The 25,444-nt window shown below is 59.6% G+C and carries 25 protein-coding genes; 6 read left to right on the top strand and 19 right to left on the bottom strand.

What is annotated here, in order from left to right:
- Positions 1-4: 4 nt before the first annotated feature.
- The 10 genes from tolQ to CXF97_RS02180 form a co-directional block, all read right to left on the bottom strand.
- Complete coding sequence (gene tolQ, locus CXF97_RS02225; protein WP_008080223.1) at positions 5-700, bottom strand: protein TolQ; 696 nt, start codon at positions 698-700, stop codon at positions 5-7.
- Positions 690-1,157 carry a tol-pal system-associated acyl-CoA thioesterase gene (gene ybgC / locus CXF97_RS02220; RefSeq protein ID WP_101155748.1) on the bottom strand — a complete coding sequence of 156 codons (468 nt, stop codon included), beginning with the start codon at positions 1,155-1,157 and terminating at the stop codon, positions 690-692. Before ybgC ends, tolQ begins: the two co-directional genes overlap by 11 nt.
- 127 nt (positions 1,158-1,284) lie before the next feature.
- The gene (gene ruvB / locus CXF97_RS02215) at positions 1,285-2,346 is read right to left on the bottom strand and encodes a Holliday junction branch migration DNA helicase RuvB (RefSeq protein ID WP_101155746.1); all 1,062 of its coding nucleotides are present in this window, start codon (positions 2,344-2,346) and stop codon (positions 1,285-1,287) included.
- Positions 2,347-2,955 (bottom strand): Holliday junction branch migration protein RuvA, encoded by a 609-nt coding sequence (gene ruvA / locus CXF97_RS02210; protein WP_024014088.1) that lies wholly within the window; start codon positions 2,953-2,955, stop codon positions 2,347-2,349.
- Between the two features lie 114 nt (positions 2,956-3,069).
- Positions 3,070-3,597 (bottom strand): crossover junction endodeoxyribonuclease RuvC, encoded by a 528-nt coding sequence (ruvC, locus tag CXF97_RS02205; RefSeq protein ID WP_016773501.1) that lies wholly within the window; start codon positions 3,595-3,597, stop codon positions 3,070-3,072.
- Between the two features lie 152 nt (positions 3,598-3,749).
- A complete protein-coding gene (locus CXF97_RS02200) occupies positions 3,750-4,496 on the bottom strand; it encodes a YebC/PmpR family DNA-binding transcriptional regulator (protein WP_034153419.1) in 747 nt (248 codons plus the stop codon).
- Positions 4,497-4,615: 119 nt separating this feature from the next.
- Positions 4,616-6,391, bottom strand: coding sequence for an aspartate--tRNA ligase (gene aspS / locus CXF97_RS02195; RefSeq protein WP_101155744.1), 1,776 nt, complete (start codon positions 6,389-6,391; stop codon positions 4,616-4,618).
- Between the two features lie 98 nt (positions 6,392-6,489).
- Entirely contained in the window at positions 6,490-6,711 is a 222-nt protein-coding gene (locus tag CXF97_RS02190) for an FmdB family zinc ribbon protein (RefSeq protein ID WP_016773499.1), read from the bottom strand.
- Positions 6,712-6,841: 130 nt separating this feature from the next.
- Positions 6,842-7,180: a ribbon-helix-helix domain-containing protein gene (locus CXF97_RS02185; RefSeq protein ID WP_101155742.1), complete on the bottom strand. Its 339-nt coding sequence runs from the start codon at positions 7,178-7,180 to the stop codon at positions 6,842-6,844.
- Between the two features lie 181 nt (positions 7,181-7,361).
- Positions 7,362-7,832, bottom strand: a complete 471-nt coding sequence (locus CXF97_RS02180; RefSeq protein WP_101155740.1) for a Dps family protein — start codon at positions 7,830-7,832, stop codon at positions 7,362-7,364.
- Positions 7,833-8,143: 311 nt separating this feature from the next.
- On the opposite strand from CXF97_RS02180, the gene CXF97_RS28625 reads away from it, so the two are divergent.
- Entirely contained in the window at positions 8,144-8,746 is a 603-nt protein-coding gene (locus CXF97_RS28625) for a cold-shock protein (protein ID WP_101155738.1), read from the top strand.
- A gap of 65 nt (positions 8,747-8,811) precedes the next feature.
- On the opposite strand, the gene CXF97_RS02170 is transcribed toward CXF97_RS28625, so the two are convergent.
- On the bottom strand, positions 8,812-9,018 hold the full coding sequence (locus CXF97_RS02170) for a SlyX family protein (protein ID WP_039758193.1): 207 nt from the start codon (positions 9,016-9,018) through the stop codon (positions 8,812-8,814).
- 3 nt (positions 9,019-9,021) lie between these two features.
- Positions 9,022-9,447 (bottom strand): HIT domain-containing protein, encoded by a 426-nt coding sequence (locus CXF97_RS02165; protein ID WP_101155736.1) that lies wholly within the window; start codon positions 9,445-9,447, stop codon positions 9,022-9,024.
- Between the two features lie 889 nt (positions 9,448-10,336).
- Here CXF97_RS02165 and CXF97_RS02160 point away from each other — a divergent pair.
- Positions 10,337-11,608, top strand: a complete 1,272-nt coding sequence (locus CXF97_RS02160; protein ID WP_101155734.1) for an OprD family porin — start codon at positions 10,337-10,339, stop codon at positions 11,606-11,608.
- 225 nt (positions 11,609-11,833) lie between these two features.
- Here CXF97_RS02160 and CXF97_RS02155 read toward each other — a convergent pair whose 3' ends face one another.
- Both CXF97_RS02155 and CXF97_RS02150 read right to left on the bottom strand, forming a co-directional pair.
- The gene (locus CXF97_RS02155; protein ID WP_016773492.1) at positions 11,834-12,676 is read right to left on the bottom strand and encodes a mechanosensitive ion channel family protein; all 843 of its coding nucleotides are present in this window, start codon (positions 12,674-12,676) and stop codon (positions 11,834-11,836) included.
- A 152-nt stretch (positions 12,677-12,828) separates the two neighbouring features.
- A complete protein-coding gene (locus CXF97_RS02150; RefSeq protein ID WP_016773491.1) occupies positions 12,829-13,314 on the bottom strand; it encodes a YajQ family cyclic di-GMP-binding protein in 486 nt (161 codons plus the stop codon).
- A 140-nt stretch (positions 13,315-13,454) separates the two neighbouring features.
- Between CXF97_RS02150 and CXF97_RS02145 the strand changes: the two genes are divergently transcribed.
- From CXF97_RS02145 to CXF97_RS02135, 3 genes are read left to right on the top strand one after another with little or no spacing between them, the layout of a single operon-like run.
- Positions 13,455-14,372: a putative 2-dehydropantoate 2-reductase gene (locus tag CXF97_RS02145; protein WP_101155732.1), complete on the top strand. Its 918-nt coding sequence runs from the start codon at positions 13,455-13,457 to the stop codon at positions 14,370-14,372.
- A 45-nt stretch (positions 14,373-14,417) separates the two neighbouring features.
- Entirely contained in the window at positions 14,418-16,454 is a 2,037-nt protein-coding gene (locus CXF97_RS02140) for a HAMP domain-containing sensor histidine kinase (protein WP_101155730.1), read from the top strand.
- A 3-nt stretch (positions 16,455-16,457) separates the two neighbouring features.
- Positions 16,458-17,033, top strand: coding sequence for a cob(I)yrinic acid a,c-diamide adenosyltransferase (locus CXF97_RS02135; RefSeq protein WP_101155728.1), 576 nt, complete (start codon positions 16,458-16,460; stop codon positions 17,031-17,033).
- A 185-nt stretch (positions 17,034-17,218) separates the two neighbouring features.
- On the opposite strand, the gene CXF97_RS02130 is transcribed toward CXF97_RS02135, so the two are convergent.
- The 4 genes from CXF97_RS02130 to secA form a co-directional block, all read right to left on the bottom strand.
- On the bottom strand, positions 17,219-18,160 hold the full coding sequence (locus tag CXF97_RS02130) for a Nudix family hydrolase (RefSeq protein ID WP_101155726.1): 942 nt from the start codon (positions 18,158-18,160) through the stop codon (positions 17,219-17,221).
- Positions 18,157-18,789 carry a glutathione S-transferase family protein gene (locus CXF97_RS02125; protein ID WP_101155724.1) on the bottom strand — a complete coding sequence of 211 codons (633 nt, stop codon included), beginning with the start codon at positions 18,787-18,789 and terminating at the stop codon, positions 18,157-18,159. The genes CXF97_RS02130 and CXF97_RS02125 overlap by 4 nt, the downstream gene beginning before the upstream one ends.
- A gap of 178 nt (positions 18,790-18,967) precedes the next feature.
- Complete coding sequence (gene argJ / locus CXF97_RS02120; RefSeq protein ID WP_101155722.1) at positions 18,968-20,185, bottom strand: bifunctional glutamate N-acetyltransferase/amino-acid acetyltransferase ArgJ; 1,218 nt, start codon at positions 20,183-20,185, stop codon at positions 18,968-18,970.
- 121 nt (positions 20,186-20,306) lie between these two features.
- Positions 20,307-23,048 (bottom strand): preprotein translocase subunit SecA, encoded by a 2,742-nt coding sequence (secA, locus tag CXF97_RS02115; RefSeq protein WP_101155720.1) that lies wholly within the window; start codon positions 23,046-23,048, stop codon positions 20,307-20,309.
- Between the two features lie 308 nt (positions 23,049-23,356).
- On the opposite strand from secA, the gene CXF97_RS02110 reads away from it, so the two are divergent.
- On the top strand, positions 23,357-23,812 hold the full coding sequence (locus CXF97_RS02110) for a DUF721 domain-containing protein (RefSeq protein WP_101155718.1): 456 nt from the start codon (positions 23,357-23,359) through the stop codon (positions 23,810-23,812).
- A 90-nt stretch (positions 23,813-23,902) separates the two neighbouring features.
- Here CXF97_RS02110 and CXF97_RS02105 read toward each other — a convergent pair whose 3' ends face one another.
- A complete protein-coding gene (locus tag CXF97_RS02105) occupies positions 23,903-25,390 on the bottom strand; it encodes a helicase HerA-like domain-containing protein (protein ID WP_101156405.1) in 1,488 nt (495 codons plus the stop codon).
- Positions 25,391-25,444: the final 54 nt, after the last annotated feature.

Genomic DNA, 25,444 nt, shown 5'->3' with positions numbered 1-25,444 from the left:
CTGCTTATTCTTCGCTGGTGTGCACTTTGCGGTGCAGGATCGCCTGGAATTCATCGGCGAAGGTGTAGTAGCGGCCCAGCAAGGTTTCGCTGCGGGCAGCAAAACGGTTGTAAGCGATGACCGCCGGGATCGCGGCGAACAGGCCGATCGCGGTGGCAATCAGGGCTTCGGCGATACCTGGAGCAACGGTGGCGAGGGTCGCTTGCTGAGCGCTGGCCAGACCGCGGAAGGAGTTCATGATCCCCCAGACGGTACCGAACAGACCGATGTACGGGCTGACCGAACCAACAGTGGCGAGGAACGGCAGGCTCTGCTCGAGCTTTTCTTCTTCACGCGAAATGGCCACGCGCATGGCACGGGCCACACCTTCCATTACCGCTTCAGGATCGACGCCTGGCTGCTGACGCAGGCGGGAGAATTCCTTGAAACCGGCGCGGAAGATCTGCTCCACGCCCGAATCCGGATCAGGATTGCTGCCAGCCTGACGGTACAGTTTGGAAAGATCGATACCCGACCAGAAGCGCTCTTCGAAGCTCTCCAGGGCGCGTCGACCGGCACGCAGCAAGTTGCTGCGCTGAAAGATCATGATCCATGAGGTCACCGATGCGGCCACCAGGGTCAACATTACCAACTGCACCACGATGCTGGCATTGCTGACCAGGCTCCACATGGAGGAATGGTCGACGACGTTAGCTTCCACGCTTTATCTCCTGCTTTGAGTGTGTACCCGGGCCGACCACGTCGGCGAAGGCCGCACGCAGGTCTTCGGGAAGGGCCCGGGGTTTCAAACTGTCGGTGCGCACGCAGGCCACCAAAAACTGCCCTTCGCAGAGCAGCACATTATCCGTGGCCCGCCTGACCTGCTGTCTGAAGCGCAGGCTGGCACGGTTCAATTCGGTTACATCAGCGCTTACCAGCAGTTCGTCGTCCAGTCGCGCCGGCGCGTGGTAGCGCGCTTCGCTGGAATGCACGACGAACAACAGGTCCTCTCCAGCAAGCTGCGATTGGGCAAAGCCCAGTTCCCGTAGCCGTTCGGTTCGAGCCCGTTCCATAAACTTGAGGTAATTAACGTAATACACGATGCCGCCCGCGTCGGTGTCCTCGTAATAAACGCGACAACGATGTGCGAACGGCTCAAGCCCGTTTTGCGCGCGCATACTCTAGTGCTTACTCCTCAGGTTGCCAATCCGGCCAGGCAACTGTTTTTCGTGGTTTCAGAGCTTTACCGCAAAAGTACCGTCGTCTGACAATACAAACCCTGAATAAATCACCAACAAATGTGTATCAATCGTCTGCGGCATCAAGAAAATCGTCTGCCAAGGGCATTTCGCCCATTCGTGACGGAATGTTTAAACCGAAATGCAGATACGCATGTCGGGTCACTACCCTGCCCCGTGGCGTGCGCATGATGTAGCCCTGCTGGATCAGATAGGGCTCGAGCACGTCTTCAATGGTGTGGCGTTCTTCGCTGATCGCCGCTGCAAGACTGTCGATACCTACCGGACCGCCGTCGAACTTCTCAATCATGGTCAGCAGCAGACGTCGGTCCTGGTGATCGAAACCGTGTTCGTCGACATCCAGCAGGTTCAGCGCCAGATCCGCTACCGACTTGGTGATATGTCCCTTGGCGCGGACTTCGGCGAAGTCGCGGACTCGACGCAGCAAACGGTTGGCTATTCGCGGAGTGCCACGGGCGCGCCGGGCAATTTCGAACGAACCCTCCGGATCCAGCGGCAGACCGAGAATGGCCGCCGAACGACTGACAATCGTCGCCAGATCCGCGGTGCTGTAAAACTCCAGGCGCTGGACGATACCGAAGCGATCACGCAGCGGATTGGTCAGCATGCCGGCGCGGGTGGTCGCACCGACCAGAGTGAACGGTGGCAGATCCAGTTTGATGGAACGCGCCGCCGGCCCTTCGCCGATCATGATGTCGAGCTGGAAATCTTCCATTGCCGGGTACAGCACTTCTTCAACGATTGGCGACAGACGATGAATTTCGTCGATGAACAGCACGTCGTGCGGCTCAAGATTGGTCAGCAACGCGGCCAGATCACCCGGGCGTTCCAGCACAGGCCCCGAGGTGCTCTTGATCGACACGCCCATTTCCTGGGCAATGATGTTCGCCAACGTAGTCTTGCCCAGCCCCGGAGGGCCGAAAATCAAGGTGTGATCGAGGGATTCACTACGGCCACGGGCAGCCTGAATAAACAGTTCCATCTGCTCGCGCACGGTCGGCTGGCCAATGTAGTCGGCCAGACTGACCGGACGAATCGCCCGGTCCTGGACTTCTTCGCGCTCACGCGGGCTGTGCGCGGCGGCGATCAGACGATCAGCTTCAATCACTTAAATCATTCCCTTCAGAGCGCGGCGGATCAGGTCTTCGCTGCTCAGGTTCTTGTCTTTGATCGCGGAAATCGCCTTGCTCGCTTCCTGCGGCTTGTAGCCCAGGGAGATCAATGCGCTGACCGCATCGGTCTCGGCGCTGTTGACCGGCGCCGGGCCGTCGGGCTGATTCGGCACCAGCGCGAACATTGCCGGGGAAGTTTCCCAGGCCTTGAAGCGATCTTTCAATTCGACCAGCAAACGCTCGGCGGTCTTCTTGCCAACCCCCGGCACTTTGGTCAAGGCCGAAGTATCCTGCGACTGCACGCAACGCACCAATTCGTCGACTTCCAGGCTCGACATCAGCGCCAGCGCCAGTTTCGGCCCGACACCGTTGAGACGGATCAGCTCGCGAAAAAAGTCTCGCTCACGCTTGCCGGCAAAACCATAGAGCAATTGCGCGTCTTCGCGTACGACCAAATGGGTGTGCAGGGTCAGCGGTTCACCGACCGACGGCAGACGATAAAGGGTGGTCATCGGCACTTCCACCTCATAGCCGAGGCCGTTTACATCGAGAATCAGGTGCGGCGGCTGTTTCTCAGCCAGGGTGCCGCGCAAGCGTCCAATCACGTTTTGAATCCTTGAGCGCTGGCCAGCCGTGGGCTGGCGACGAGTGAAGGTGGCTTGCGCGCCGGCAACACAGGCACCGCAACGTCACTTTCAGGAAAATTGATGCTGATGCTATCAGAGACGCAGGCGCCCGCCACGACTGCGTGCGGTTCCCAGACCGTGCGGCAGCAGACTCGAACGTGTGTGCGCATGGCAAATGGCGATAGCCAAGGCGTCGGAGGCGTCGATCTGCGGTTTGCTGGTCAGCTTCAGCATGTGCATGACCATCATCTGCACCTGCTCCTTATTGGCCGCACCGGTGCCGACCACCGCTTGTTTGACTTGCGTGGCGGTGTACTCGGCGATTTCCAGACACTCTTCAGCGCCGGCAACAATCGCAGCGCCGCGCGCCTGACCGAGTTTGAGCGCCGAGTCGGCGTTTTTTGCCATGAACACCTTTTCGATGCCCATGGTCACCGGGCCGTAGGTCTTGATGATCTCGCGCACGCCGCGATAGACGATTTGCAGGCGCTCATGCAGCTCGCCGGAGCCGGTGCGGATGCAGCCCGAGGCCACGTAGATGCAGCCGCCACGCCCGGTATCGCGGACGATCCCGTAACCGGTAATGCGCGAACCGGGGTCGATACCAAGAATTAGAGTCATAACGCCTGCAGTAAGAGCAAAAAAATTCAGAACAGCGAATTACCAATGTGGGAGCGGGCTTGCTCGCGAAAGCGGAGTGTCATCCAGCAACGCTGTTGCTGATACGCCGCCTTCGCGAGCAAGCCCGCTCCCACATTCAATCCTAGTCGCTCCTAGCCCAGCTGAGCAGCGACGTCTTCCGGAATGTCCGCGTTGGAATAAACGTTCTGCACGTCATCCAGGTCTTCAAGCATGTCGATCAGCTTGAGCACCTTCTCCGCACCTTCCAGATCCAGTTCGGCGCTGGTGGTCGGCTGCATGACGATTTCCGCGTCGTCGCCCTTGAACCCGGCCGCTTCCAGCGCGTTGCGCACTGCATAGAAACTGGTGAACGAGGTGAACACGTCGATCGAACCGTCTTCATGGGTGACCACGTCATCGGCATCGGCTTCCAGCGCCGCTTCGGTCAGCGCGTCTTCATCGACGCCCGGCGCGAAGCTGATCTGGCCCTTGCGTTCGAACAGGTAGGCCACCGAACCGTCGGTGCCGAGGTTGCCGCCGCACTTGCTGAACGCGTGACGCACAGCCGCAGCGGTGCGGTTGCGATTGTCGGTCATGCACTCAACCATCACCGCCACGCCGCCCGGGCCGTAGCCTTCGTAGGTCAGTTCTTCAACGTTGTCCGCTTCGGTGGCACCGGCGCCGCGCGCAACGGCGCGATCAATGATGTCGCGACTCATGTTGGCGCTCAACGCCTTGTCCAGGGCCAGACGCAGACGCGGGTTGGAACCCGGATCACCGCCACCCTGACGCGCCGCAACGGTCAGTTCACGGATCCACTTGGTGAAGATCTTGCCCCTCTTGGCATCCTGACGTTCTTTGCGGTGCTTGATGTTTGCCCACTTGGAATGACCTGCCATAACTTGCTCCGAATGCTCTTTGAAACCTTGCCCGCCCTGCGGGTGCAGCGACCGGCAATTGAAAAATTCGACCTGAGAAAGAAAAAAGGCGCATCCGAAGATGCGCCTTCAGGCCCGTCTTACTCAGCCTTTGGCGTTTCGCGCAGGCGAATGTGCAGCTCGCGCAATGCCTTGGCATCCACTACGCCCGGAGCCTGCGTCATCACGTCGGCAGCACTCTGGGTTTTCGGGAAGGCGATCACTTCACGGATCGACTGGGCGCCAGTCATCAGCATCACCAGACGGTCCAGACCGAAAGCCAGACCACCGTGCGGCGGTGCGCCGTACTTCAGCGCGTCGAGCAGGAAGCCGAACTTCTCTTCCTGTTCCGCTTCGTTGATGCCCAGCAGGCGGAATACCGCTTGCTGCATTTCCTTGCGGTGAATACGGATCGAACCGCCGCCCAACTCGGTGCCGTTCAACACCATGTCGTACGCACGAGACAGTGCGCCGGCCGGGTTGGCTTCAAGCTCTTGCGGGGTGCACTTCGGTGCGGTGAACGGGTGGTGCAGCGCGGAGAAGCTGCCGTCGTCGTTTTCTTCGAACATCGGGAAGTCGACGACCCACATTGGCGCCCACTCGCAGGTCAGCAGCTTGAGGTCGTGACCGAGCTTGATGCGCAGCGCGCCCAGGGCTTCACTGACGATCTTGGCCTTGTCGGCACCGAAGAACACGATGTCGCCATCGACTGCGCCAACGCGATCGAGGATCACGTTGAGCTTGTCTTCCGGGATGTTCTTCACGATCGGCGATTGCAGGCCTTCAACACCGGCAGCGCGCTCGTTGACCTTGATATACGCCAGGCCCTTGGCACCGTAGATGCCGACAAACTTGGTGTAATCGTCGATCTGCTTGCGCGGCATGCTCGCCCCGCCAGGTACGCGCAGTGCGGCGATACGGCATTTCGGATCGTTGGCCGGGCCGCTGAACACTTTGAAATCGACTTCTTTCAACTGGTCGGCAACGTCGACCAGCTCCAGCGGAATGCGCAGGTCCGGCTTGTCCGAACCGTAGCGGCGCATAGCCTCTTCGAAGGTCATGTGCGGGAATTCGCCGAATTCCAGATCCAGCACTTCCTTGAACAGGTTACGGATCATCTGCTCGGTCAGGCCCATGATCTCTTTTTCATCGAGGAAACTGGTCTCGATGTCGATCTGGGTGAATTCCGGCTGACGGTCGGCACGCAGGTCTTCGTCACGGAAGCACTTGGCGATCTGGTAGTAACGGTCGAAGCCGGCGACCATCAGCAGTTGCTTGAACAGCTGCGGCGATTGTGGCAGCGCGAAGAACGAACCGGCGTGGGTACGGCTCGGCACCAGATAGTCACGCGCACCCTCAGGGGTGGCACGGGTCAGGATCGGCGTTTCGACGTCGAGGAAACCGTTCTCGTCGAGGAAGCGACGGATGCTGGTGGTCATGCGCGAACGCAGACGCAGCTTCTCGGCCATTTCCGGACGACGCAGGTCGAGGAAGCGATAACGCAGGCGGGTTTCTTCGCCGACGTCGGAGAACTCGTTGAGCGGGAACGGCGGGGTTTCCGACTCGTTCAGCACTTCGAGCTCGTAACCCAGCACTTCAATCATGCCCGACGCCATGTTGACATTGGTCGCACCGGCCGGACGCAGACGCACCTTGCCGGTGATCTTCACCACGTATTCGCTGCGCACGCGATCGGCGGCGGCGAAGCTCTCGGCGCGATCCGGATCGAATACCACCTGGGCCAGACCATCACGATCACGGATATCGAGGAAAATCACCCCGCCGTGGTCGCGGCGACGGTGAACCCATCCGCAAAGGGTAATTTCCTGGCCTTCCAGGCTTTCGTTCAGTTGGCCGCAATAGTGGCTGCGCATCATGGTGTCGTTCGCTTCTCGTAATTCGAAATTCGGTGGAGTAACCGTCGCCTTAAAGCAAGGCGGCCACTCACGCGTGTCGTTCGGTCAGGGTTTGAACCCTAGTCAGCTTTGTCGCCACCGGCCAGATTCTTCTTGGCTCCGGTCTTGAAATCGGTTTCGTACCAACCGTTGCCGCTGAGGCGAAAACCCGGCATGGACAGCTGTTTCTTCAGTTCGGGCGCCTGGCAGGCAGGGCAGTCGACCAACGGTGCGTCGCTGATCTTCTGAATGGCTTCCAACTGATGACCACAGGAAGCACATTGGTAATCGTACATTGGCATGGGGGTGTCTCGGCGATCAGATTGCTGCCGCGCGCAGGGCTTTGCGGCGAAAGCGCGGGATTATATCGATTAAATGCGCCCTGTGCAGCCGTAACACTGCACAGGCCGCAACCTCGTTGCAACAGCCGTTTCAGCGCGAAACTGCGGTTGCGAGGTCTTTATTTCCGTTCATGACGCATACCACCCGCACCAGCGCACTGAAGTTCTTCACCCCACCGTGACGCAGATGCACCTCACGGTCGACGTGCGACAGCAGTGTGCTGATAGAACAGTGATTGTCCTCGGCCATGCCGCCGAGGATGTTCCAGTAGACCTGCTCGAGTCGCAGGCAGGTCGCAAAACCGTTGAGCCGAATGGAACGCGACAACGGCCGGATCAGATTCATGTCGAACCCGCTGACAAACGGGTCGACTTTTATTACGTGCCGCGAAGCCGACATCCTGTCGCTTCGCCTGTCTGCTTCTACCATAGCGTTGACACTCCTTTGCCATGACTGCTGATTTATAAGGCAACATCCTGCGCCCTCATAAAAACCCAGTGACAAAGTTATCGCCATACGACTTGTTGACCAGCCTCGTAGGATAAGCCAACGACAACAGTAAGAGTCTGGACAGCGTGCGGACGGCCTCAAGCCGTCCGCAGCGGCCGGATCATTGCTCCAGTAGCGCGCGCAACATCCACGCGGTTTTCTCGTGCACCTGCATGCGCTGGGTCAGCAGATCAGCCGTCGGCTCATCGCTGACCTTGTCCAGCAGCGGGAAGATGCCGCGTGCGGTGCGGGTCACCGCTTCCTGGCCCTCGACCAGTTGTTTGATCATGTCCTCAGCGCTCGGCACGCCTTCCTCTTCCTTGATAGAAGACAGGCGTGCGTAGGTTGCGTAGGCACCCGGTGCCGGGAAGCCGAGTGCGCGGATGCGCTCGGCGATCGAATCGACGGCCAGCGCCAATTCGTTGTACTGCTCTTCGAACATCAGATGCAGCGTGCGGAACATCGGACCGGTGACGTTCCAGTGAAAGTTATGGGTTTTCAGATACAGCACGTAGGTGTCCGACAGCAGTCGCGACAGCCCTTCGACGATGGATTTGCGGTCTTCTTCACTGATACCGATATCAATAGCCATGCTTACCCCCTAACAGTGGTTGAGTTCATCCAGCAGGTTGGACATCACTTTAGCAAGGCGAGCTCACGCCCGCAGCTATGAATCCGTGATCGGGCTGCGACAAATCGCCCGTTTCTCTGCCGCTGGCCGGGCTGATTTGAGTAGCCGCAGGCTTTGCTGTTAAATAGGCAGCGTGTCGCCATGCCCCATTTTCCGGGGTGTTGCGCATAGGCTGATGCCGTGTACGTGTCCACCGCCTCTTATTTTGTCCTGAAGCGAACCGTGCGCCTTCAGCTCTTCCTTGTGAGCCGTCATAACGTGAGCCAATCAAAATGTTGAAAATCGTCCACCTGCTAATGGGCGCAGCAGCCTTGCTGCTGTCGTTCATACCCAGCCTGAAAGCCGAAGCCGTTCCTTACCTGCAACAGCCCGATGCACTCTACCTGGCCTTTTTCGGCCTGCTGAACCTGGTCATCGCTCCAGTGATTCCCTACTGGAACAAAGGCCCGCGCCAGCATCTGCAAAATCTGGTCAGCGCCCTGCTGGTACTGACCGTCGTCCTGCAAACTCTGACCCTGATCGCGCCGATGCCGGTCATCGCCGGCCAGCCGGCCGTGTTGTTCAGCCTGGTGATCGCCCTGGTTGCCGTGGTGCTGCACCTGGCCATCAGCTTCTACAAGTCGTCACCGGCCGCTGCGCCGACCAGCTATGACATGAGCAATCGCGATACCGGCACCGTGAAGTGGTTCAACACTTCCAAGGGTTTCGGCTTTATCTCGCGGGATTCCGGCGATGATATTTTCGTGCACTTTCGCGCCATTCGTGGCGAAGGCCACCGCGTTCTGGTCGAAGGCCAGCGCGTTGAGTTCTCGGTGATGAACCGAGACAAAGGCCTGCAAGCCGAGGACGTGATCGCCGCTCTGCCGCGTCGCTGATCCAAAGCCAAAAAAAACCGCGAACAGCCTGGCTGTTCGCGGTTTTTTTGTGCCTGTCGAATGACTCAATAATGCGGCGGTGGCGCATCTTCTTCAAAAGCACCGAACTGCCCGACCATTTCTTCGTGACGCTTGATCAGTGCTTCCATCTGCAATTGCAGGCGCTCGATGACTTTCTGCTGCGCCACCAGCACATCGTTCAATGCCTGAATGGTGTCATCCTGAAAGGCCAGACGGCTTTCCAGATCGGTTACGCGCTCTTCAAGGCTCATGACTCAGCCCTCCACAAAGGTGAATTCTTCAGTCAGGACCAGACGCAAGCGTTCGCGAATGGCCGCAACCTGCTCGGCGCTGTAAGGCTTGGCCGGGTGTTTGCCCCAGACCGGCGCCGGCCAGGCTGCATCGTCGCGTTTGCGCACGATGACATGCATGTGTAACTGACTGACCACGTTACCCAGAGTCGCCACATTCAACTTGTCGGCGTCGAACGAATCCTTGAGCAACTCGGCCAGCGTGGTGGTTTCCCGCCAGAGCTGCTGCTGATCGGCGACATCCAACTGAAACAACTCGCTTATATCCTCACGACGAGGCACCAGGATGAACCACGGGTAGTTGCTGTCATTGGTCAGCAGCAGCCGGCACAGCGAAAAGTCGCCGATAACCAGGGTGTCCTGTTGAAGTCGTGTATCCAAAGCAAACACTGTACGTACTCCCGGCTGATCCTATATCTCAGCTTTGCGGCGGCTCCCGAGAGCAGCGCGCCAAGCGACAGAACCGCAGCATACCTGCGAATGCAGTGGCCTTCACGCCAGCCCCGACAGTTAATTGCCCAACGCTCCGACTTGGGACATTTGTTTCATTTGCGCACCAACACAGCCCCGGACATGAGCCTTTACGCGAAGAGGCGCATGAAAACCCCTGATATGGTGAGCCTGGACTCAGTCGCCGGCAGATTTCCGCAGACCCGATCATGAATTTTTTGCACCAAAAATGCACACACCGTCTACGCTCATTGGGTCAGGCATCCGCCAAATACTCACTACGGGGTGAACCGGTAACGTTTTTGGTTGTCATGCGCGCCTTTGGTGCGTTGCAACACCATAGAGAGACTCTCGTCAAGGCCGGGACAAAGCGGGCGCGAGAGCCCGTTTTCACAAGGTTTTCACATACGCAGGCGCCACAACCAAAAATAACCGCACCGATTTTGCGGTTTGTGCACGCTTGTTGCATTCGTAATCGCATGGACTATAAGCGCACCATTGAAATCGGTCGCCGGCATCCAATAAAAACAGTGGCAGGGTTGCCCGATGGAGATTCAAGTGTTGTGCCAGGGACTCTTTTTTACCGATGCAAAAAGGCCCCTAAACAGCGAGAAAGTTGTCAGTCCGGCTGTATCGGTACTGTGAATTTGCGACATCCAGCGCTCCTTTTGCGACAACGCCGTAAAGAAGCTGAAAGGTTGATTTCGCAAGTATCGCCAACAATGTCGGCGTGATATAAGTTTGCGCCGACACAAAAAGAAAGAGCCGCCCAGATAATAAAACAGGTGGGACGGCAGTACTCTTCTAAAAACCAAAGGAGCAAATCACGATGCGCGTGATGAAGTGGAGCATGATCGCCCTGGCTGTTGCAGCAGGCACCTCGCAGTTCGCAATGGCGTCTTCTCAGGATGAAGCCAAAGGTTTTGTTGAAGACAGCAGCTTCAGCGTCAAGACTCGCATGCTGTATATGAACCGTGATTTCAAGAACGAAAACCTGAAAAGCAGCCCGTCGGGTGAGCGCCAGGGCTATCGTGAAGAAACCGGTATCGGCATGCATGCCATTTACGAGTCCGGCTTCACCCAAGGTACCATCGGTGTAGGTGTTGACGCTTTCGGTCTTGGCTCCATCAAGCTGGACACTGGACGCGGCCGCACTGGCAACGGTCTGTTCGCTGCCGATAGCGACGGCAGAGCTGAAGATACTCAGTCGAAAAGCGGTGGAGCAGTCAAGTTCCGTCTTTCCGACACCGTCCTGAAATACGGTAACCAGTTTGTCGCCAGCCCGGTTTTTTCCACCGACGACAGCCGCTTGCTGCCTGAGACCGCTACCGGCACCATGCTCGTATCCAAAGAGATCCCGGGCCTGGAACTGAGCGCTGGTCGCTTTACCGCGCTGAGCGCGCAAAGCCAGATGGGTCGTGACTCCATCGTTGAAGGTGGCCTGAAATCCGCTGACATCGCCGGTGCTACCTATCAGTTCACCGACAGTTTTGTAGCCGGTGTTGCAGCATCCGACGTGGAAGACCACTTCAAGAAGCAATACGTCAACCTGAACTACACCCTGCCGATCAACGACGAACAGTCTCTGAACTTCGATTTCAACGGGTACAAGAGCAAGAGCCAGGGTCAAGACCTGTCCGGCGACATCGACAACCGCATCTGGTCCCTTAGCGCTGCTTACAGCATCGGCGCGCACAAATTCACCCTCGCCCACCAGCGCTCCAGCGGTGACACCGGTTACGTGTACGGCGTGGACGGCGGCGGCACTATCTTCCTCGCCAACTCCGTGCAGTACTCTGACTTCAACGGTGCAGACGAGCGTTCGTGGCAGGGCCGTTATGACCTGAACATGGCTACCTTCGGCGTACCTGGTCTGAGCTTCATGACCCGTTACATCAAAGGTGACAACATCAGCACCGGCGCTGAAGAGGGCAAAGAGCACGAACTGGACTTCGAATCCAAATACGTTATGCAAAACGGTCCAGCGAAAGACTTGTCTTTCCGCCTGCGTAGCGCCTGGTATCGCTCCAACACTTCTTACAACGGTGGTGATAACAACGACCTGCGTTTGATCGTTGAATATCCACTGAGCATCCTCTAATAAGGTTGCGAAGCTGACGTACTGTAGAGCTCTGCTCTAACAAAACCGCCCTCCTGAATCAGGAGGGCGGTTTTTTTTATGGATGAATAACTGATCAAACAGACAAACATTAGCCAGCTACTTATTAGCCAGCATAGTTTTATCGCGCCGATAAAAAACCCGAGAGTATGCACACTGCTCGGGTTTGATATTAGTTGCTGACTCCCAGGCCAACTTAAAAGACGATTACTGCGTGGCAGATTCCTGCACTACACGTATAACCCGCTGCGGAAATGGAATATCAATCCCCGCCGCCTTCAAACGATCCCGCGCCTGTTCATTGAACATGAACATCACATCCCAATAGTCCGCAGTCTTGACCCAGACACGTAGGGAAACCGTGATCGAGCTATCACCCAATGTCGAAATCACCGCCTGTGGCTCCGGGTCCTGCATGACGCGGGGATCCTTGGCCAGATCCAGCAATACCTGACGGGCTTTCTGCAGATCCGCCTCGTAATCCACGCCGACATCAAACACGACTTTGCGCGTTGGCTGGCGGTTGGTGTTGGTGATGATGCCGTTCGACAGGTTGCCGTTGGGCAGGATGATGGTCTTGTTGTCGCCGGTGCGCAGCACGGTGTGGAAAATCTGGATGCTGTCGACGGTACCCGCCACGCCTTGGGCTTCGATCCAGTCACCGATGCGGAACGGACGGAACAGCAGAATCAGCACGCCGCCGGCAAAGTTCGCCAGGCTGCCCTGCAAGGCCAGGCCGATCGCCAGACCGGCAGCACCGATGGCCGCGACGAACGAAGTGGTTTCGACGCCGATCATCGACGCGACGCTGACAATCAGCAGCACCTTGAGAATGATGTTGGCCAGGCTGCTGATAAAGCCTTGCAGTGCCAGATCGGCATTGCGCAGGGCCAGCAGACCGCCGAGTTTTTGCGTGACCTTGTTGATCAGCCACCAGCCGATCGCCAGGGTAATCACCGCCAGCAGCACGCGGCTGCCGTATTCCATGATCATCGGAATCCACGCCTGGGACGCTTTGACCAGGTGGTCCACTTCAGCATTCAAATCCATGTTCTATCTCCTGATTTCCGGCTTCCCGGGGTGTATTCAAAACAACTGTGGGAGCGAGCCTGCTCGCGAATGCGGCGAGTCAGTCAACTTTTCGCTGAATGAAACACCGCATTCGCGAGCAGGCTCGCTCCCACATAGCCTTCAGACCAAGCTTAGTCGCGGAAGTTGTTGAACTGCAGCGGCATGCCGAATTCCTTGGCACGCAGGGCCGCGATGGCTTCCTGCAGGTCGTCGCGCTTCTTGCCGGTGACACGCACCTGCTCGCCCTGAATGGCAGCCTGGACCTTGAGCTTGGCTTCCTTGATGTGGCCGACGATTTTCTTTGCCAGCTCTTTGTCGATGCCTTCCTTGAGGATGGCGTCCTGCTTCATCAGTTTGCCCGAAGCGTAGGCGTCCTTGACCTCGAGGCACTGCACGTCGATCTTGCGCTTGGTTAGCGCCAGCTTGAGGATTTCGATCATCGCTTCGAGCTGGAAAGCGGCTTCGGCGGTGAGGCTGACGGTCAGGTCTTTTTCCTTGAACTCGAAGCTGCCTTTGCCTTTCAGGTCATAACGACGATCGAGTTCCTTCACGGCGTTCTCGACCGCGTTGGTGAGTTCGTGTTTGTCCAGTTCGGATACCACGTCGAACGACGGCATTTAATCTCTCCAATAAAAAGGCGCGCTCGATGCGGATGGAGCGCGCTTGGCTTGCGGTTAAAATCGGGCTCATTATAACGGGTCTTTTCCTACCGATACGGCGAGCCGCACATGCCTGCAAGCAATCGAGCAAAAAACTGATGTCGACTACCTGGCACGTACTTGGCGCCGGCAGCCTCGGCACACTCTGGGCGACACGTCTGGCCCGCGCCGGCCTGCCCGTGCGGTTGATCCTGCGCGATGCGGCGCGCTTGCAAAGCTATACGGCGGGCGGCGGATTAACCCTGGTAGAAAACGGACAAGCTCATACCTATGCAGTTCCCGGCGAAACCCCGGACAGCCCCGAGCCGATTCGGCGTTTGCTGGTCGCGTGCAAGGCCTACGATGCCGAAGAAGGCGTGGCCCGCCTCGCTTCACGCCTCGCGCCGGACGCCGAACTGATTCTCTTGCAGAACGGCCTCGGCAGTCAGGACGCCGTCGCCGCGCGCGTGCCGCACACGCGTTGCATCAGCGCCTCCAGCACCGAGGGCGCGTTTCGCGATGGCGATTGGCGCGTGGTGTTTGCCGGCCACGGCTTCAACTGGCTGGGCGATGCGGCAAATCCGCTGGCGCCGGTCTGGCTGGACGATCTGCAAGCGGCGAACATTCCCCATGAGTGGAACGCTGACATCCTCACCCGGCTGTGGCGCAAACTGGCGCTGAACTGCGCGATCAATCCGCTGACCGTGCTCCACGACTGCCGCAACGGCGGGCTGGCAGAGCATCACTGCGAAGTCGCCACGCTCTGTGCCGAACTGGCCGAACTGCTCGAACGCTGCGGCCAGCCGGCTGCGGCGCAAAACCTGCAAGCGGAAGTCGAACGGGTGATCCACGCCACCGCTGCCAATTACTCGTCGATGCATCAAGACGTCGCCAATCAGCGCCGCACCGAGATCAGCTATCTGTTGGGTTACGCCTGCAAGGTTGCCGAGCGCCATCAGTTGCATCTGCCGCATCTGCATCAATTAGAGCAACGTCTGGTGGCGCATCTGCGCAAGCGCGGATTGCCCAGCGACTGAGCAGCCGCTAGGCTGACCACTTGTTCCCTTGCAGCGATAAACCTGATGCCATTGCGCGAGCGCCTTGAAAACCTGCCGGTCGGCCAGAAACTGCTGGCCGCCTTGCTGGTGTTGTTGACCACGGTTCTGCTGGTCGCCAACCTGACCTTCATCAGCGCCGCCTACTACATTTCCCAGGAAAGCATGGCGCCACAGGCGCTGCAGACCATCGGCCGACTGATTGCCAATCCGAGCCTGGTCAGCGATGCGCTTGAGTCGCCGCGCAGCGCCGAGCGCCTGCTCAAGGAACTCGACAGTTATTCACCGCTGCGCGCCGCCGCCCTGTACGACGGCAAGGGCGAACGTCTGGCGCAAGTGCAGCGCGGCGAAAAACTCAGTCTTCCCGAACGCTACCGCCATGTCGAAGCCTGGCAACTGACCGAGTTTCGCAGCAATCAACTGATCACCCTGCCCCGCCCCGGTGCTGCGCCGGGACATCTGTTGCTGGTGGCCAGCAGCGAACTGCCGATGGCGTTCTACACCGGCACCCTGACCGCCAGCCTCGGCATCCTGATTTTCAGCGTGCTGCTGTGGCTGGTGATTGCCCGGCAGATCAAACGTCTGATCACCCGGCCGATTCATCAGCTGGAGGAGCTGTCGCGACAGGTTACCCGCGAAGAGAACTACGCCCTGCGCGCCGCGCGCGGCAACCACGACGAAATCGGCAGTCTGGCCGAGGCATTCAACACTATGCTCTCGCGCATCGAAGCCCGCGAGCAGCAACTGAAACGCGCCCGCGACGACTCGCAAGCTGCTTACGACCAGGCGCAAGGCTTGGCCGAGGAAACCCGCCACACCAACCGAAAACTCGAACTTGAAGTCCAGGTGCGCAGCAAGATCGAGAAGAAGCTCACCGGCTTCCAGAACTACCTCAACAGCATCATCGACTCGATGCCTTCGGCGCTGATCGCCCTCGACGAGCAACTCTACGTCACCCAGTGGAACCAGGAAGCCAGCGCCCTTTCCGGCACGCGCCTGGACGAGGCGTTGAATCAGCCGATCTTCCTCGCCTTCGAACCGCTCAAGCCATTTCTGCCGCAGCTCAAGGCCACCGTCGAACAGCACACCGTGGCCAAAGTCGACCGGGTGACCTGGTTCAAGGACGATGAACCCAAGCATTACGCGCTGACGTTTTATCCGCTGATGGGCGGTGCCGGCCGTGGCGTGGTGATCCGTATCGACGACATCACTCAGCGTTTGTCGCTGGAAGAAATGATGGTGCAGTCGGAGAAGATGCTGTCGGTTGGTGGCCTCGCGGCCGGCATGGCCCACGAGATCAACAACCCGCTCGGCGCGATCCTGCACAACGTGCAGAACATTCGCCGGCGTCTGTCGGCGGATCTGCCGAAGAACATCGAGACCGCCGAACAACTGGGTATCGAACTGGACACGGTGAACCGCTACCTGCAAGGCCGCGAAGTCCCGCAGTTGCTCGATGGCATTCAACAGGCCGGCGCCCGCGCGGCGAAAATCGTCACGCACATGCTCAGCTTCAGCCGCCGCAGCACCCGGCAAATGGCGCCGTGCGATCTGCCGGCGCTGATCGATCAAGCCGTGGAAATCGCCGGCAACGACTTCGATCTGGCCATCGGCTTCGACTTCAAGGGCCAGGCGATCATTCGTCAGTTCGACCCGGCCCTCGGCCCGGTGCCGGGCACCGCCAACGAGCTGGAACAGGTGCTGCTCAACCTGCTGAAAAATGCCGCCCAGGCCATTCATCAGCGCGAAGATGACAGCGAACCGGGACGGATCATTCTGCGCACCAGGCTCAATCCGCCATGGGCCGAGATTCAGGTCGAGGACAACGGCATCGGCATGAGCGAGAACGTGCGCAAGCGCACCTTCGAGCCGTTCTTCACCACCAAGGAAATCGGCCAGGGCACTGGCCTGGGGTTGTCGGTGTCGTACTTCATCATCACCAACAACCACAAAGGTCAGATGGAGGTGCAGTCGGCGCCCGGCCAGGGCACTTGCTTCACCCTGCGTCTGCCGCTGGCGCAACCTGCGCCGCTGACCACCGAAACCAATTCACTACCGAGGTAACCCATGGGCTTTCGCTTGTCGAAGATCTACACCCGCACCGGCGACAAAGGCGAAACCGGCCTCGGTGACGGCCGCCGCGTACCGAAGGATCACCCGCGCATCGAGGCGATCGGCGAGGTCGATACGCTGAACAGTCAGGTCGGCGTGCTGCTGGCCGGATTGCTCGCCGAGCGTGGAATGCACCCAGGGCTGAATGAAATCATTGAGGTGTTGGCGCCGTGTCAGCATCGCTTGTTCGACCTTGGCGGTGAACTGGCAATGCCGGCATATCAGGCATTGAACGAGGCCGAAATCCAGCGCCTCGAAGCGGCAATCGATGTCTGGAATGAAGAGCTGGGGCCGTTGGAGAATTTCATCTTGCCGGGTGGCTCGATGCTGATCGCACAGGCGCATGTCTGCCGCAGTCTGGCACGCAGTGCCGAGCGACGCTGCCAGCATTTGAATGCGTCGGAGCCGTTGGCCGGGGTTGGCCTGGCGTATATCAACAGGTTGTCGGATTTGCTGTTTGTCGCGGCGCGGTTGATTGCGCGGCGCCAGGGGGTGGCGGAGATTTTGTGGCAGCCGGCTGCAAAACCTTAAATTTGCAGTGATGTGAAGGACGCCTTCGCGAGCAAGCCCGCTCCCACAGTTGACCGTGTTTCTTCAGTTGGAATGCAGTCGAATGGGGGAGCAAGCCCGCTCCCACAGTTGTCCGTTTTCCTTCATTGGAATGCAGTCGAATGTGGGAGCGGGCTTGCTCGCGAAGGGGCCAGCAGCCTTGACACTCAATCAGGCCAGAACGCCCGAATCCCCGCCACGCCCTGCGCCCCGACACCCCAGGCTTTTTCGCGCTCCGCCGGCCCGACTCCACCGAGCAGAAACACCGGTTTGCTGAAACCCTCAATCAATGCCGCAGCCTGCTCCCAACCCAACGGCTGTGCGTCCGGGTGCGTCAGCGTCGGCTGCACTGGCGAGAGGGTGACGAAGTCGACGCCCATCTGCTCGGCCAGCGTCAGCTCTTCGGCGTTATGGCACGACGCCGCGAGCCAGCGCTCGGCCGGCAACGGACGCCCCGCTGCAGCGTATTTACGCAGTTGCGCAGCGGTGATGTGCCAGCCAGCAGACGGGAAATCACCGAGCCATTCGAACGGCCCTTTGATCATCAACTGCGCCTTGCCCGCGCACAGGCCCACCGCGTCGACCGCCAGGTCGCGGTATTTCGGGTCGTAGCCGTTGGGGGCGCGCAGCTGGATCAGTTTGGCACCGCCGGCAATCGCCTTCTGAATGCCGCGCAACAAGGCCGGTCCTTCCAGATCTTCCGGCGTGATCAGATATTCGGCAGGCAAGCGCGCCGCCGCGACGATCGGCTGGTTGGCCGCCGGGAACTCGTAGTCGATCAGTTCCCTGGCAGTGACCCAAGCCAATGGCTGACCTTCAGCGCCATGGGGTTCACCGCTGAACGCCGACACTTCCCAGACATCCAGCAAGACCTGTTTGTCCGGGTAATCGTGGCGAACCTTGATCAACGGCCGGGCAGCGTCAACGACGATGCCCAGCTCTTCGTGCAGCTCGCGAGCCAGTGCCGATTCGACTGACTCGTCCGCCTCGACCTTGCCACCGGGAAATTCCCACAAGCCACCCTGATGCTGAGTGTCGGCGCGGCGGGCGATCAGGATCTTGCCGGCGCCGTCACGAATGACGGCAGCGGCGACGTGGACGCGTTTCACGGGTGCAATTCCTCCAATCCAGCCTTTTGCCATGCCTTGAAGGCGGGCCACTGGTAGACGGTTTCGACATAAGCTTCGTCGACTGCCGGCAACTTCACCTGATAGGTGCGCAGGCGCACGGCGATCGGCGCGAAATAAGCATCAGCGAGGCTGACGCGACCGAACAGGTACGGCCCTTCCTCCGTGGCCGCCGCGCGGCATTCAGCCCAGAGCGCGAGCATGCGTTCGATATCGACCTTCACTTCCGGCGGCACCGGGTTCAGCGGCGCGTCTTGACTGAGGTTGAACGGCATGTGGTTGCGCATGGCGAAGAAGCCGCTGTGCATCTGCGCGCAGGCGGAGCGGGCCTGGGCCCGGGCGAAGGTATCGCTCGGCCAGAGTTGCTCGGACGGGAACTGTTCGGCGAGGTATTCCGCGATCGCCAGCGAATCGGCGATGGTGCCGCGCGTGGTCTGCAACAGCGGCACCTTGCCGGTCGGCGAATGCTTGAGCAGGCGCTCGCGGGTGTCGGGCTTGCCGAGTTTGATCAGCTCTTCGCTGTAGGGGGCGCCGGTCATCTCCAGCGCCAGAGCTGCGCGCAGGGACCAGGAGGAAAGCAGCTTGTCGCCGATGATCAGGTGCAGGGACATGGTGTGGCGCCTTTTCGTCAGAGGAAACTTCAAGATTTATTGTGTCGGAACCTCCGCTTTCGCGAGCAAGCTCGCTCCCACAGGTTTTGAGGTGAACACAACATTTGTGAACGGCCGTAACCACTGTGGGAGCGAGCTTGCTCGCGAAGAGGCCAGCAGCCCGCTCCCACCTTTCAGGTCAAGTCCGGTATTCAGCGTTGATCTTCACGTATTCATGCGACAGGTCGGTGGTCCAGATGGTTTCGCTGCAATCGCCGCGGCCCAGTTCAATGCGGATGGTGATTTCTTCCTGCTGCATTACCGCCGAGCCCTGAGCTTCAGTGTAGGACGCGGCGCGGGCGCCACGGCTGGCGATGCACACGTCGCCGAGGAACACGTCGATCTTGCTCACGTCCAGGTCCGGCACACCGGCACGGCCCACGGCGGCGAGGATGCGGCCCCAGTTCGGATCGGAGGCGAACAGCGCAGTCTTGATCAGCGGCGAGTGGGCCACGGTGTAACCGACATCCAGGCATTCCTGGTGGTTGCCGCCGCCATTCACTTCAACAGTGACAAACTTGGTTGCACCTTCACCGTCACGCACGATGGCCTGCGCCACGTCCATGCACACGTCGAACACCGCTTGTTTCAGCTTGGCGAACAGCTCGCCTTCAGCGCGGGTGATTTCCGGCAGCGCGGCTTGACCGGTGGCGATCAACATGCAGCAGTCATTGGTCGAAGTATCGCCATCGATGGTGATACGGTTGAACGACTTGTTCGCGCCGTCGAGCATCAGGTTGTGCAAAACGTCGCGGGAGACTTTGGCGTCGGTGGCAATGTAACCGAGCATGGTCGCCATGTTCGGGCGAATCATGCCGGCGCCTTTGCTGATGCCGGTGACGGTGATGGTCACGCCGTCATGCTCGAACTGGCGGCTGGCGCCCTTGGGCAGGGTGTCGGTGGTCATGATGCCGGTGGCAGCGGCTTCCCAGTTGTTCTCTGAAAGGTCGTCCAGCGCGGCTTGCAGTGCGCCTTCGATTTTCTCGACCGGCAGCGGCTCGCCGATCACACCGGTGGAGTACGGCAGAATCTGGCTGGCATCGACGCCGGTCAGCTCGGCCAACTTAGCGGTGGTGCGCTCGGCAGCGGCCAAGCCAGGCTCGCCGGTGCCGGCGTTGGCATTGCCGGTGTTGGTCAGCAGGTACCGCACGGCGTTGTGCACGCGCTTTTTCGCCAGGATCACCGGCGCGGCGCAAAAAGCGTTCAGGGTGAACACCCCAGCCACGGTCGAACCTTCAGCGCAGCGCATCACTACCACATCCTTGCGCCCCGGGCGCTTGATGCCGGCCGAGGCGATACCGAGTTCAAAACCGGCAACCGGGTGCAACGTTGGCAAAGGACCAAGACCAACAGCCATGAATGCGCTCCTTACTCAATGATGTCAGCACCGCCACGGAAAAGGACGGTGAAATAAATGGCAAAACGCCGCGACGGCAGGAGCCGGTCGCGGCGCGGGTGTTCAGCGATTGAAACGGGGTTTATTGGATCTGCCCGTGGCAATGCTTGTATTTCTTGCCCGAACCGCAGTAGCACAGTTCGTTGCGGCCCAGCTTCTGCTCGTTGCGAACCGGGGCAGCAGCGGCGGCCAGCGCCACATCAACCTCTTCACCCAACGCTTCCGGCTGATCCAGCCCCGGCGCTTCGGCGTGTTCGAATTGCATGCGAGCCGCCAGCGCTTCGGCCTCCTGACGCAGACGTTGTTCTTCGGCTTCCGGATCTTCGCGGCGAACCTGAACGTGCGAGAGCACGCGGATCGAATCGCGCTTGATCGAATCGAGCAGCTCGGAGAACAGCGTGAAGGATTCGCGCTTGTACTCCTGCTTCGGGTTCTTCTGCGCATAGCCACGCAGGTGGATGCCGTGACGCAAGTGATCCATGGTAGACAGGTGGTCTTTCCACAGGTCGTCCAGTACGCGCAGAACGATCTGTTTCTCGAACGAGCGCAGCGCCTCGGCACCGGCCTGGTCTTCTTTTTCGTTGTACGCGGCGATCAGCTCGTTCATCAGCTTCTCGCGCAGGGTTTCTTCGTACAGGTGATCGTCTTCGTCGAGCCATTGCTGGATTGGCAGTTTGACGCCGAAATCGCTTTCGATCGACGCTTCCAGACCGGCCACGTCCCACTGCTCTGGCAGCGATTGCGGCGGAATGTGGGCGCTGACGGTAGCGTTGAGCACGTCCTGACGGAAGTCGGCGATGGTTTCACCGATGTTGTCAGCGGCCAGCAACGTGTTACGCATGTGATAGATCACTTTACGCTGTTCGTTGTTGACGTCGTCGAACTCGAGCAATTGCTTGCGGATGTCGAAGTTGCGGCCTTCAACCTTGCGCTGCGCCTTCTCGATCGCGTTGGTCACCATGCGGTGCTCGATCGCTTCGCCCGGCTGCATGCCCAGGGCTTTCATGAAGTTCTTCACCCGGTCGGAGGCGAAAATGCGCATCAGGCTGTCTTCCAGCGACAGGTAGAAGCGGCTCGAACCGGCATCGCCCTGACGGCCGGCACGGCCACGCAGCTGGTTGTCGATACGACGCGATTCGTGACGCTCGGAGGCGATCACCTGCAAACCGCCGGATTCCAGCACCTGCTGGTGACGCTTCTGCCAGTCAGCCTTGATCTGGGCGATCTGCTCAGGGGTCGGCTTTTCCAGCGAAGCGACTTCCACTTCCCAGTTGCCGCCCAAGAGGATGTCGGTACCACGACCGGCCATGTTGGTGGCGATGGTCAACGCCCCCGGACGACCGGCCTGAGCAATGATTTCAGCTTCTTTTTCGTGGAACTTGGCGTTCAGAACCTTGTGTTCGATGCCTTCTTTGACGAGCAATGCGGACATGTGCTCGGACGTCTCGATGGTCGCGGTACCCACCAGTACCGGACGACCGGCCGCCATGCTCTCCTTGATGTCCGCCACGATCGCCGCGTATTTCTCCTCGGCGGTGAGGAACACCAGATCGTTGTAGTCCTTACGTGCCAACGGTTTGTTCGGCGGGATGACCATGACTTCCAGACCGTAGATCTGGTGGAATTCGAACGCTTCGGTGTCTGCGGTACCGGTCATGCCGGACAGTTTGGTGTACAGACGGAAGTAGTTCTGGAAGGTGGTCGAGGCCAGGGTCTGGCTCTCGGCCTGAATGTTCAGACCTTCCTTGGCTTCGATGGCCTGGTGCAGGCCTTCGGACAGACGACGGCCCGGCATGGTACGACCGGTGTGTTCGTCGACCAGTACGACCTGACCGTCCTGGACGATGTATTCGATGTTGCGGTTGAACAGTTTGTGCGCACGCAGACCGGCATAGACGTGGGTCAGCAGACCGAGGTTATGCGCCGAGTACAGGCTCTCGCCTTCGGCCAGCAGGCCGACGCGGGTGAGCATCTCTTCGATGAACTGGTGACCGGCTTCGTTGAGTTCGACCTGACGGGTCTTTTCGTCAACGGTGTAATGACCGGCCTTGGTGACCTGGCCTTCGACTTCCTCGACGTGCAGTTCCAGCTGCGGGATCAGTTTGTTGATCTCCATGTACAGCTTGGAGCTGTCCTCGGCCTGACCGGAAATGATCAGCGGAGTCCGCGCTTCGTCGATGAGGATGGAGTCGACTTCGTCGATCACGGCAAAATTGAGTTCACGCTGGAATTTTTCATCCATGCTGAACGCCATGTTGTCGCGCAGGTAGTCGAAACCGAATTCGTTGTTGGTGCCGTAGGTGATATCGGCGGCGTAGGCGGCACGCTTCTCTTCCGGCGGCTGGAACGGCGTCACAACGCCGACGGTCAGGCCGAGGAATTCATACAGCGGGCGCATCCAGTTAGCGTCACGGCGGGCCAGGTAGTCGTTCACGGTCACAACGTGCACGCCCTTGCCGGACAGTGCGTTGAGGTAAACACCCAGGGTGGCCACGAGGGTCTTGCCCTCACCGGTGCGCATTTCGGCAATCTTGCCTTCGTGCAAGGTCATGCCGCCAACGAGTTGTACGTCGAAGTGGCGCATGCCCATCACACGCTTGCCGGCCTCGCGGGCTACGGCAAAGGCTTCCGGCAACAGCTTGTCGAGGGTTTCCCCTTTGGCGATACGGGCCTTGAACTCGGCGGTCTTGGCGCGCAATTGATCGTCCGAAAGGGCCACCATTTGCTCTTCGAAGGCATTGACGAGCTGCACCGTCTTGAGCATGCGTTTGACTTCACGCTCGTTCTTGCTTCCAAAAAGTTTCTTTAACAAAGGCGCAAACATATCGGCAGGATCTTCCACACTAAAGGGATGGAGGGCGGCCCCGTGAGTCGCCCGTGCAGCCCTCATGGCCGCATGCGAACGAGCATTCTACCCGGAAACGGTGGTGAGGAAAGTGGCGATATTCCACGATGCTGGCACTGCGCTTTGACGGGGCTCACTTAAAATAGGGGCGTTTTGCTCAACTTCAAGCCGTTGGGGGAAAGAAGTCAGGCGTTGATTTAATGAGCAGAGCAGGGACAAAAGCAATGGGCCAGAGGTTCCACTGCTTTCTGCTAACATGGCGCCTCTGTTACCTCAGGTGTTCGATCATGGCATTGCGCCCTCTCTCGGCCAGAGCCCCCGCCGTTCTGCTACGCGAAGCCAAACCGCTGAAAGCCATCCTCGGCCATGCCCAGCGTCTGGAGCATTTGCAGCGCCTGCTCGAAAGTCAGCTGCAGCCGGCCGCCCGCGAGCATTGCCGTGTGGCCAAGTGGCGCGAAGGCGAACTGTCGCTGGTGGTCACTGACGGCCATTGGGCGACGCGCTTGCGCTACCAGCAAAAGCGCCTGCAACGGCAGCTGCAGTTGTTCGGTGAGTTCGCCAACCTGACGCGGATCAAATTCAGCGTGCGCCCGCCAATCATTCAGGCTCGGGCGGCAGGACACACGATGGATTTGTCGAGCAGTGCGGCGGAGACGATTCAGTCGACGGCCGACGGGATCAACGATCCGGGACTTCGCGCGGCGCTGGAGCGGTTGGCGGCGCACGCCAAGGGTAAAGCCTGAAGCAAAATCAAAAGATCGCAGCCTTCGGCAGCTCCTACAGAATGAATGCATTTCAACTGTAGGAGCTGCCGAAGGCTGCGATCTTTGCTTTCAGCGGCGCTTGCTGCCGCCTAATAAAGAGCCCATCAACCCGCGCACCAATTGCTTGCCAAGGTTATTGGCCGCCTGGCGCATCGCCGATTTCAACGCCTGCCCTGCCGCCGTGCCGAGGAACTCCCCGGCGCGGTCAGCGAGGCTCGGCTCTTCGGCCTGCGGTTTGCCCGTCGGGGTTTCGGCCTCAGGCGCGAGCCCTTTGCGTCCCATCAGAATTTCATAGGCCGATTCACGATCGATCGGCTTGTCGTAACGGCCCTTGAACGGCGAGCCGGCGATCAGCAGGGTGCGCTCGGTCTCGGTCAACGGGCCGATCCGCGATTGCGGCGGCGCCACCAGCACGCGCTGGACCATTTCCGGCGTGCCCTTCTCGGTCAGCGTGCCCACCAGCGCCTCGCCGATGCCCAGTTCGGTCAACACCGACAAGCTGTCGAACGCCGGATTCGGCCGAAAGCCATCCGCCACCGCGCGCAGGGATTTCTGCTCTTTGGCGGTAAACGCACGCAGACCGTGTTGAATGCGCAGGCCCAACTGCGCCAACACATCGTCCGGCAGATCCGCTGGCGACTGGGTAACGAAGTAGACGCCCACACCTTTGGATCGGATCAAACGCACCACTTGCTCCAGGCGTTCCTGCAATGCCTTCGGCGTGTCGCCGAACAGCAAGTGCGCCTCATCGAAAAACAGCGCCAGCAGCGGTTTATCAGCGTCGCCGCGCTCGGGCAACTGCTCGAACAACTCTGCCAGCAGCCACAGCAGGAACGTCGCGTAGACTTTCGGCGCCTCATGCACCAGCCGGCTGGCGTCGAGCAAATGGATGCGTCCACGGCCATCGGCGCCCGGTTGCAGAATGTCCTCAAGTTGCAGCGCCGGCTCGCCGAACAAGGCTTCCGCGCCCTGCTGTTCCAGCGTCGCCAACCGGCGCAGCAGCGCCTGGCTGGAACCGGTGGTCATCAACGCCGCGTCTTCGCCCAGCAGTTGCGGATTGTCCTTGAGATGATTGAGCAGCGCTTTCAGATCCTTGAGATCCAGCAGCAACAAGCCTTCGCGATCCGCCACTTTGAATGCTGCGTACAACGCCGATTGCTGACTGTCGGTCAGCTCGAGCAGGCTGCCGATCAGCAGCGGGCCCATTTCGCTCAGGGTTGTGCGCAGCGGATGACCGGATTCACCGTGGATGTCCCACAGCGTGACGGGATAAGCCTGAGGCGTATGACCCAGCCACGGCATGCCGGCGATGCGCTCGGCCACTTTGCCCTGCGGGTTGCCGGCAGCGCCGAGGCCGCACAGGTCGCCCTTGATGTCGGCGGCGAACACCGCCACACCGGCATCGCTGAACGCTTCGGCCAGACGCTGCAACGTCACGGTTTTACCGGTTCCGGTGGCGCCGGCGATCAGCCCGTGGCGGTTGGCCAGGCGCATGGCCTGAGCGATGGGTTGCGCGGCCGGATCAGCGCCGATAACGAGTTGCGAAGAGTCAGGCATTTTCTCACCCAATGGTTAATCTTTGATGACACATGGCCGATACATAAATTGGAT

The sequence above is a fragment of the Pseudomonas sp. Choline-02u-1 genome, from assembly GCF_002836515.1.
Taxonomy (GTDB): Bacteria; Pseudomonadota; Gammaproteobacteria; order Pseudomonadales; family Pseudomonadaceae; genus Aquipseudomonas.
The sequence above is the reverse complement of the archived record's forward strand: the minus strand, read 5'-3'. Positions and strand labels throughout refer to the sequence as shown.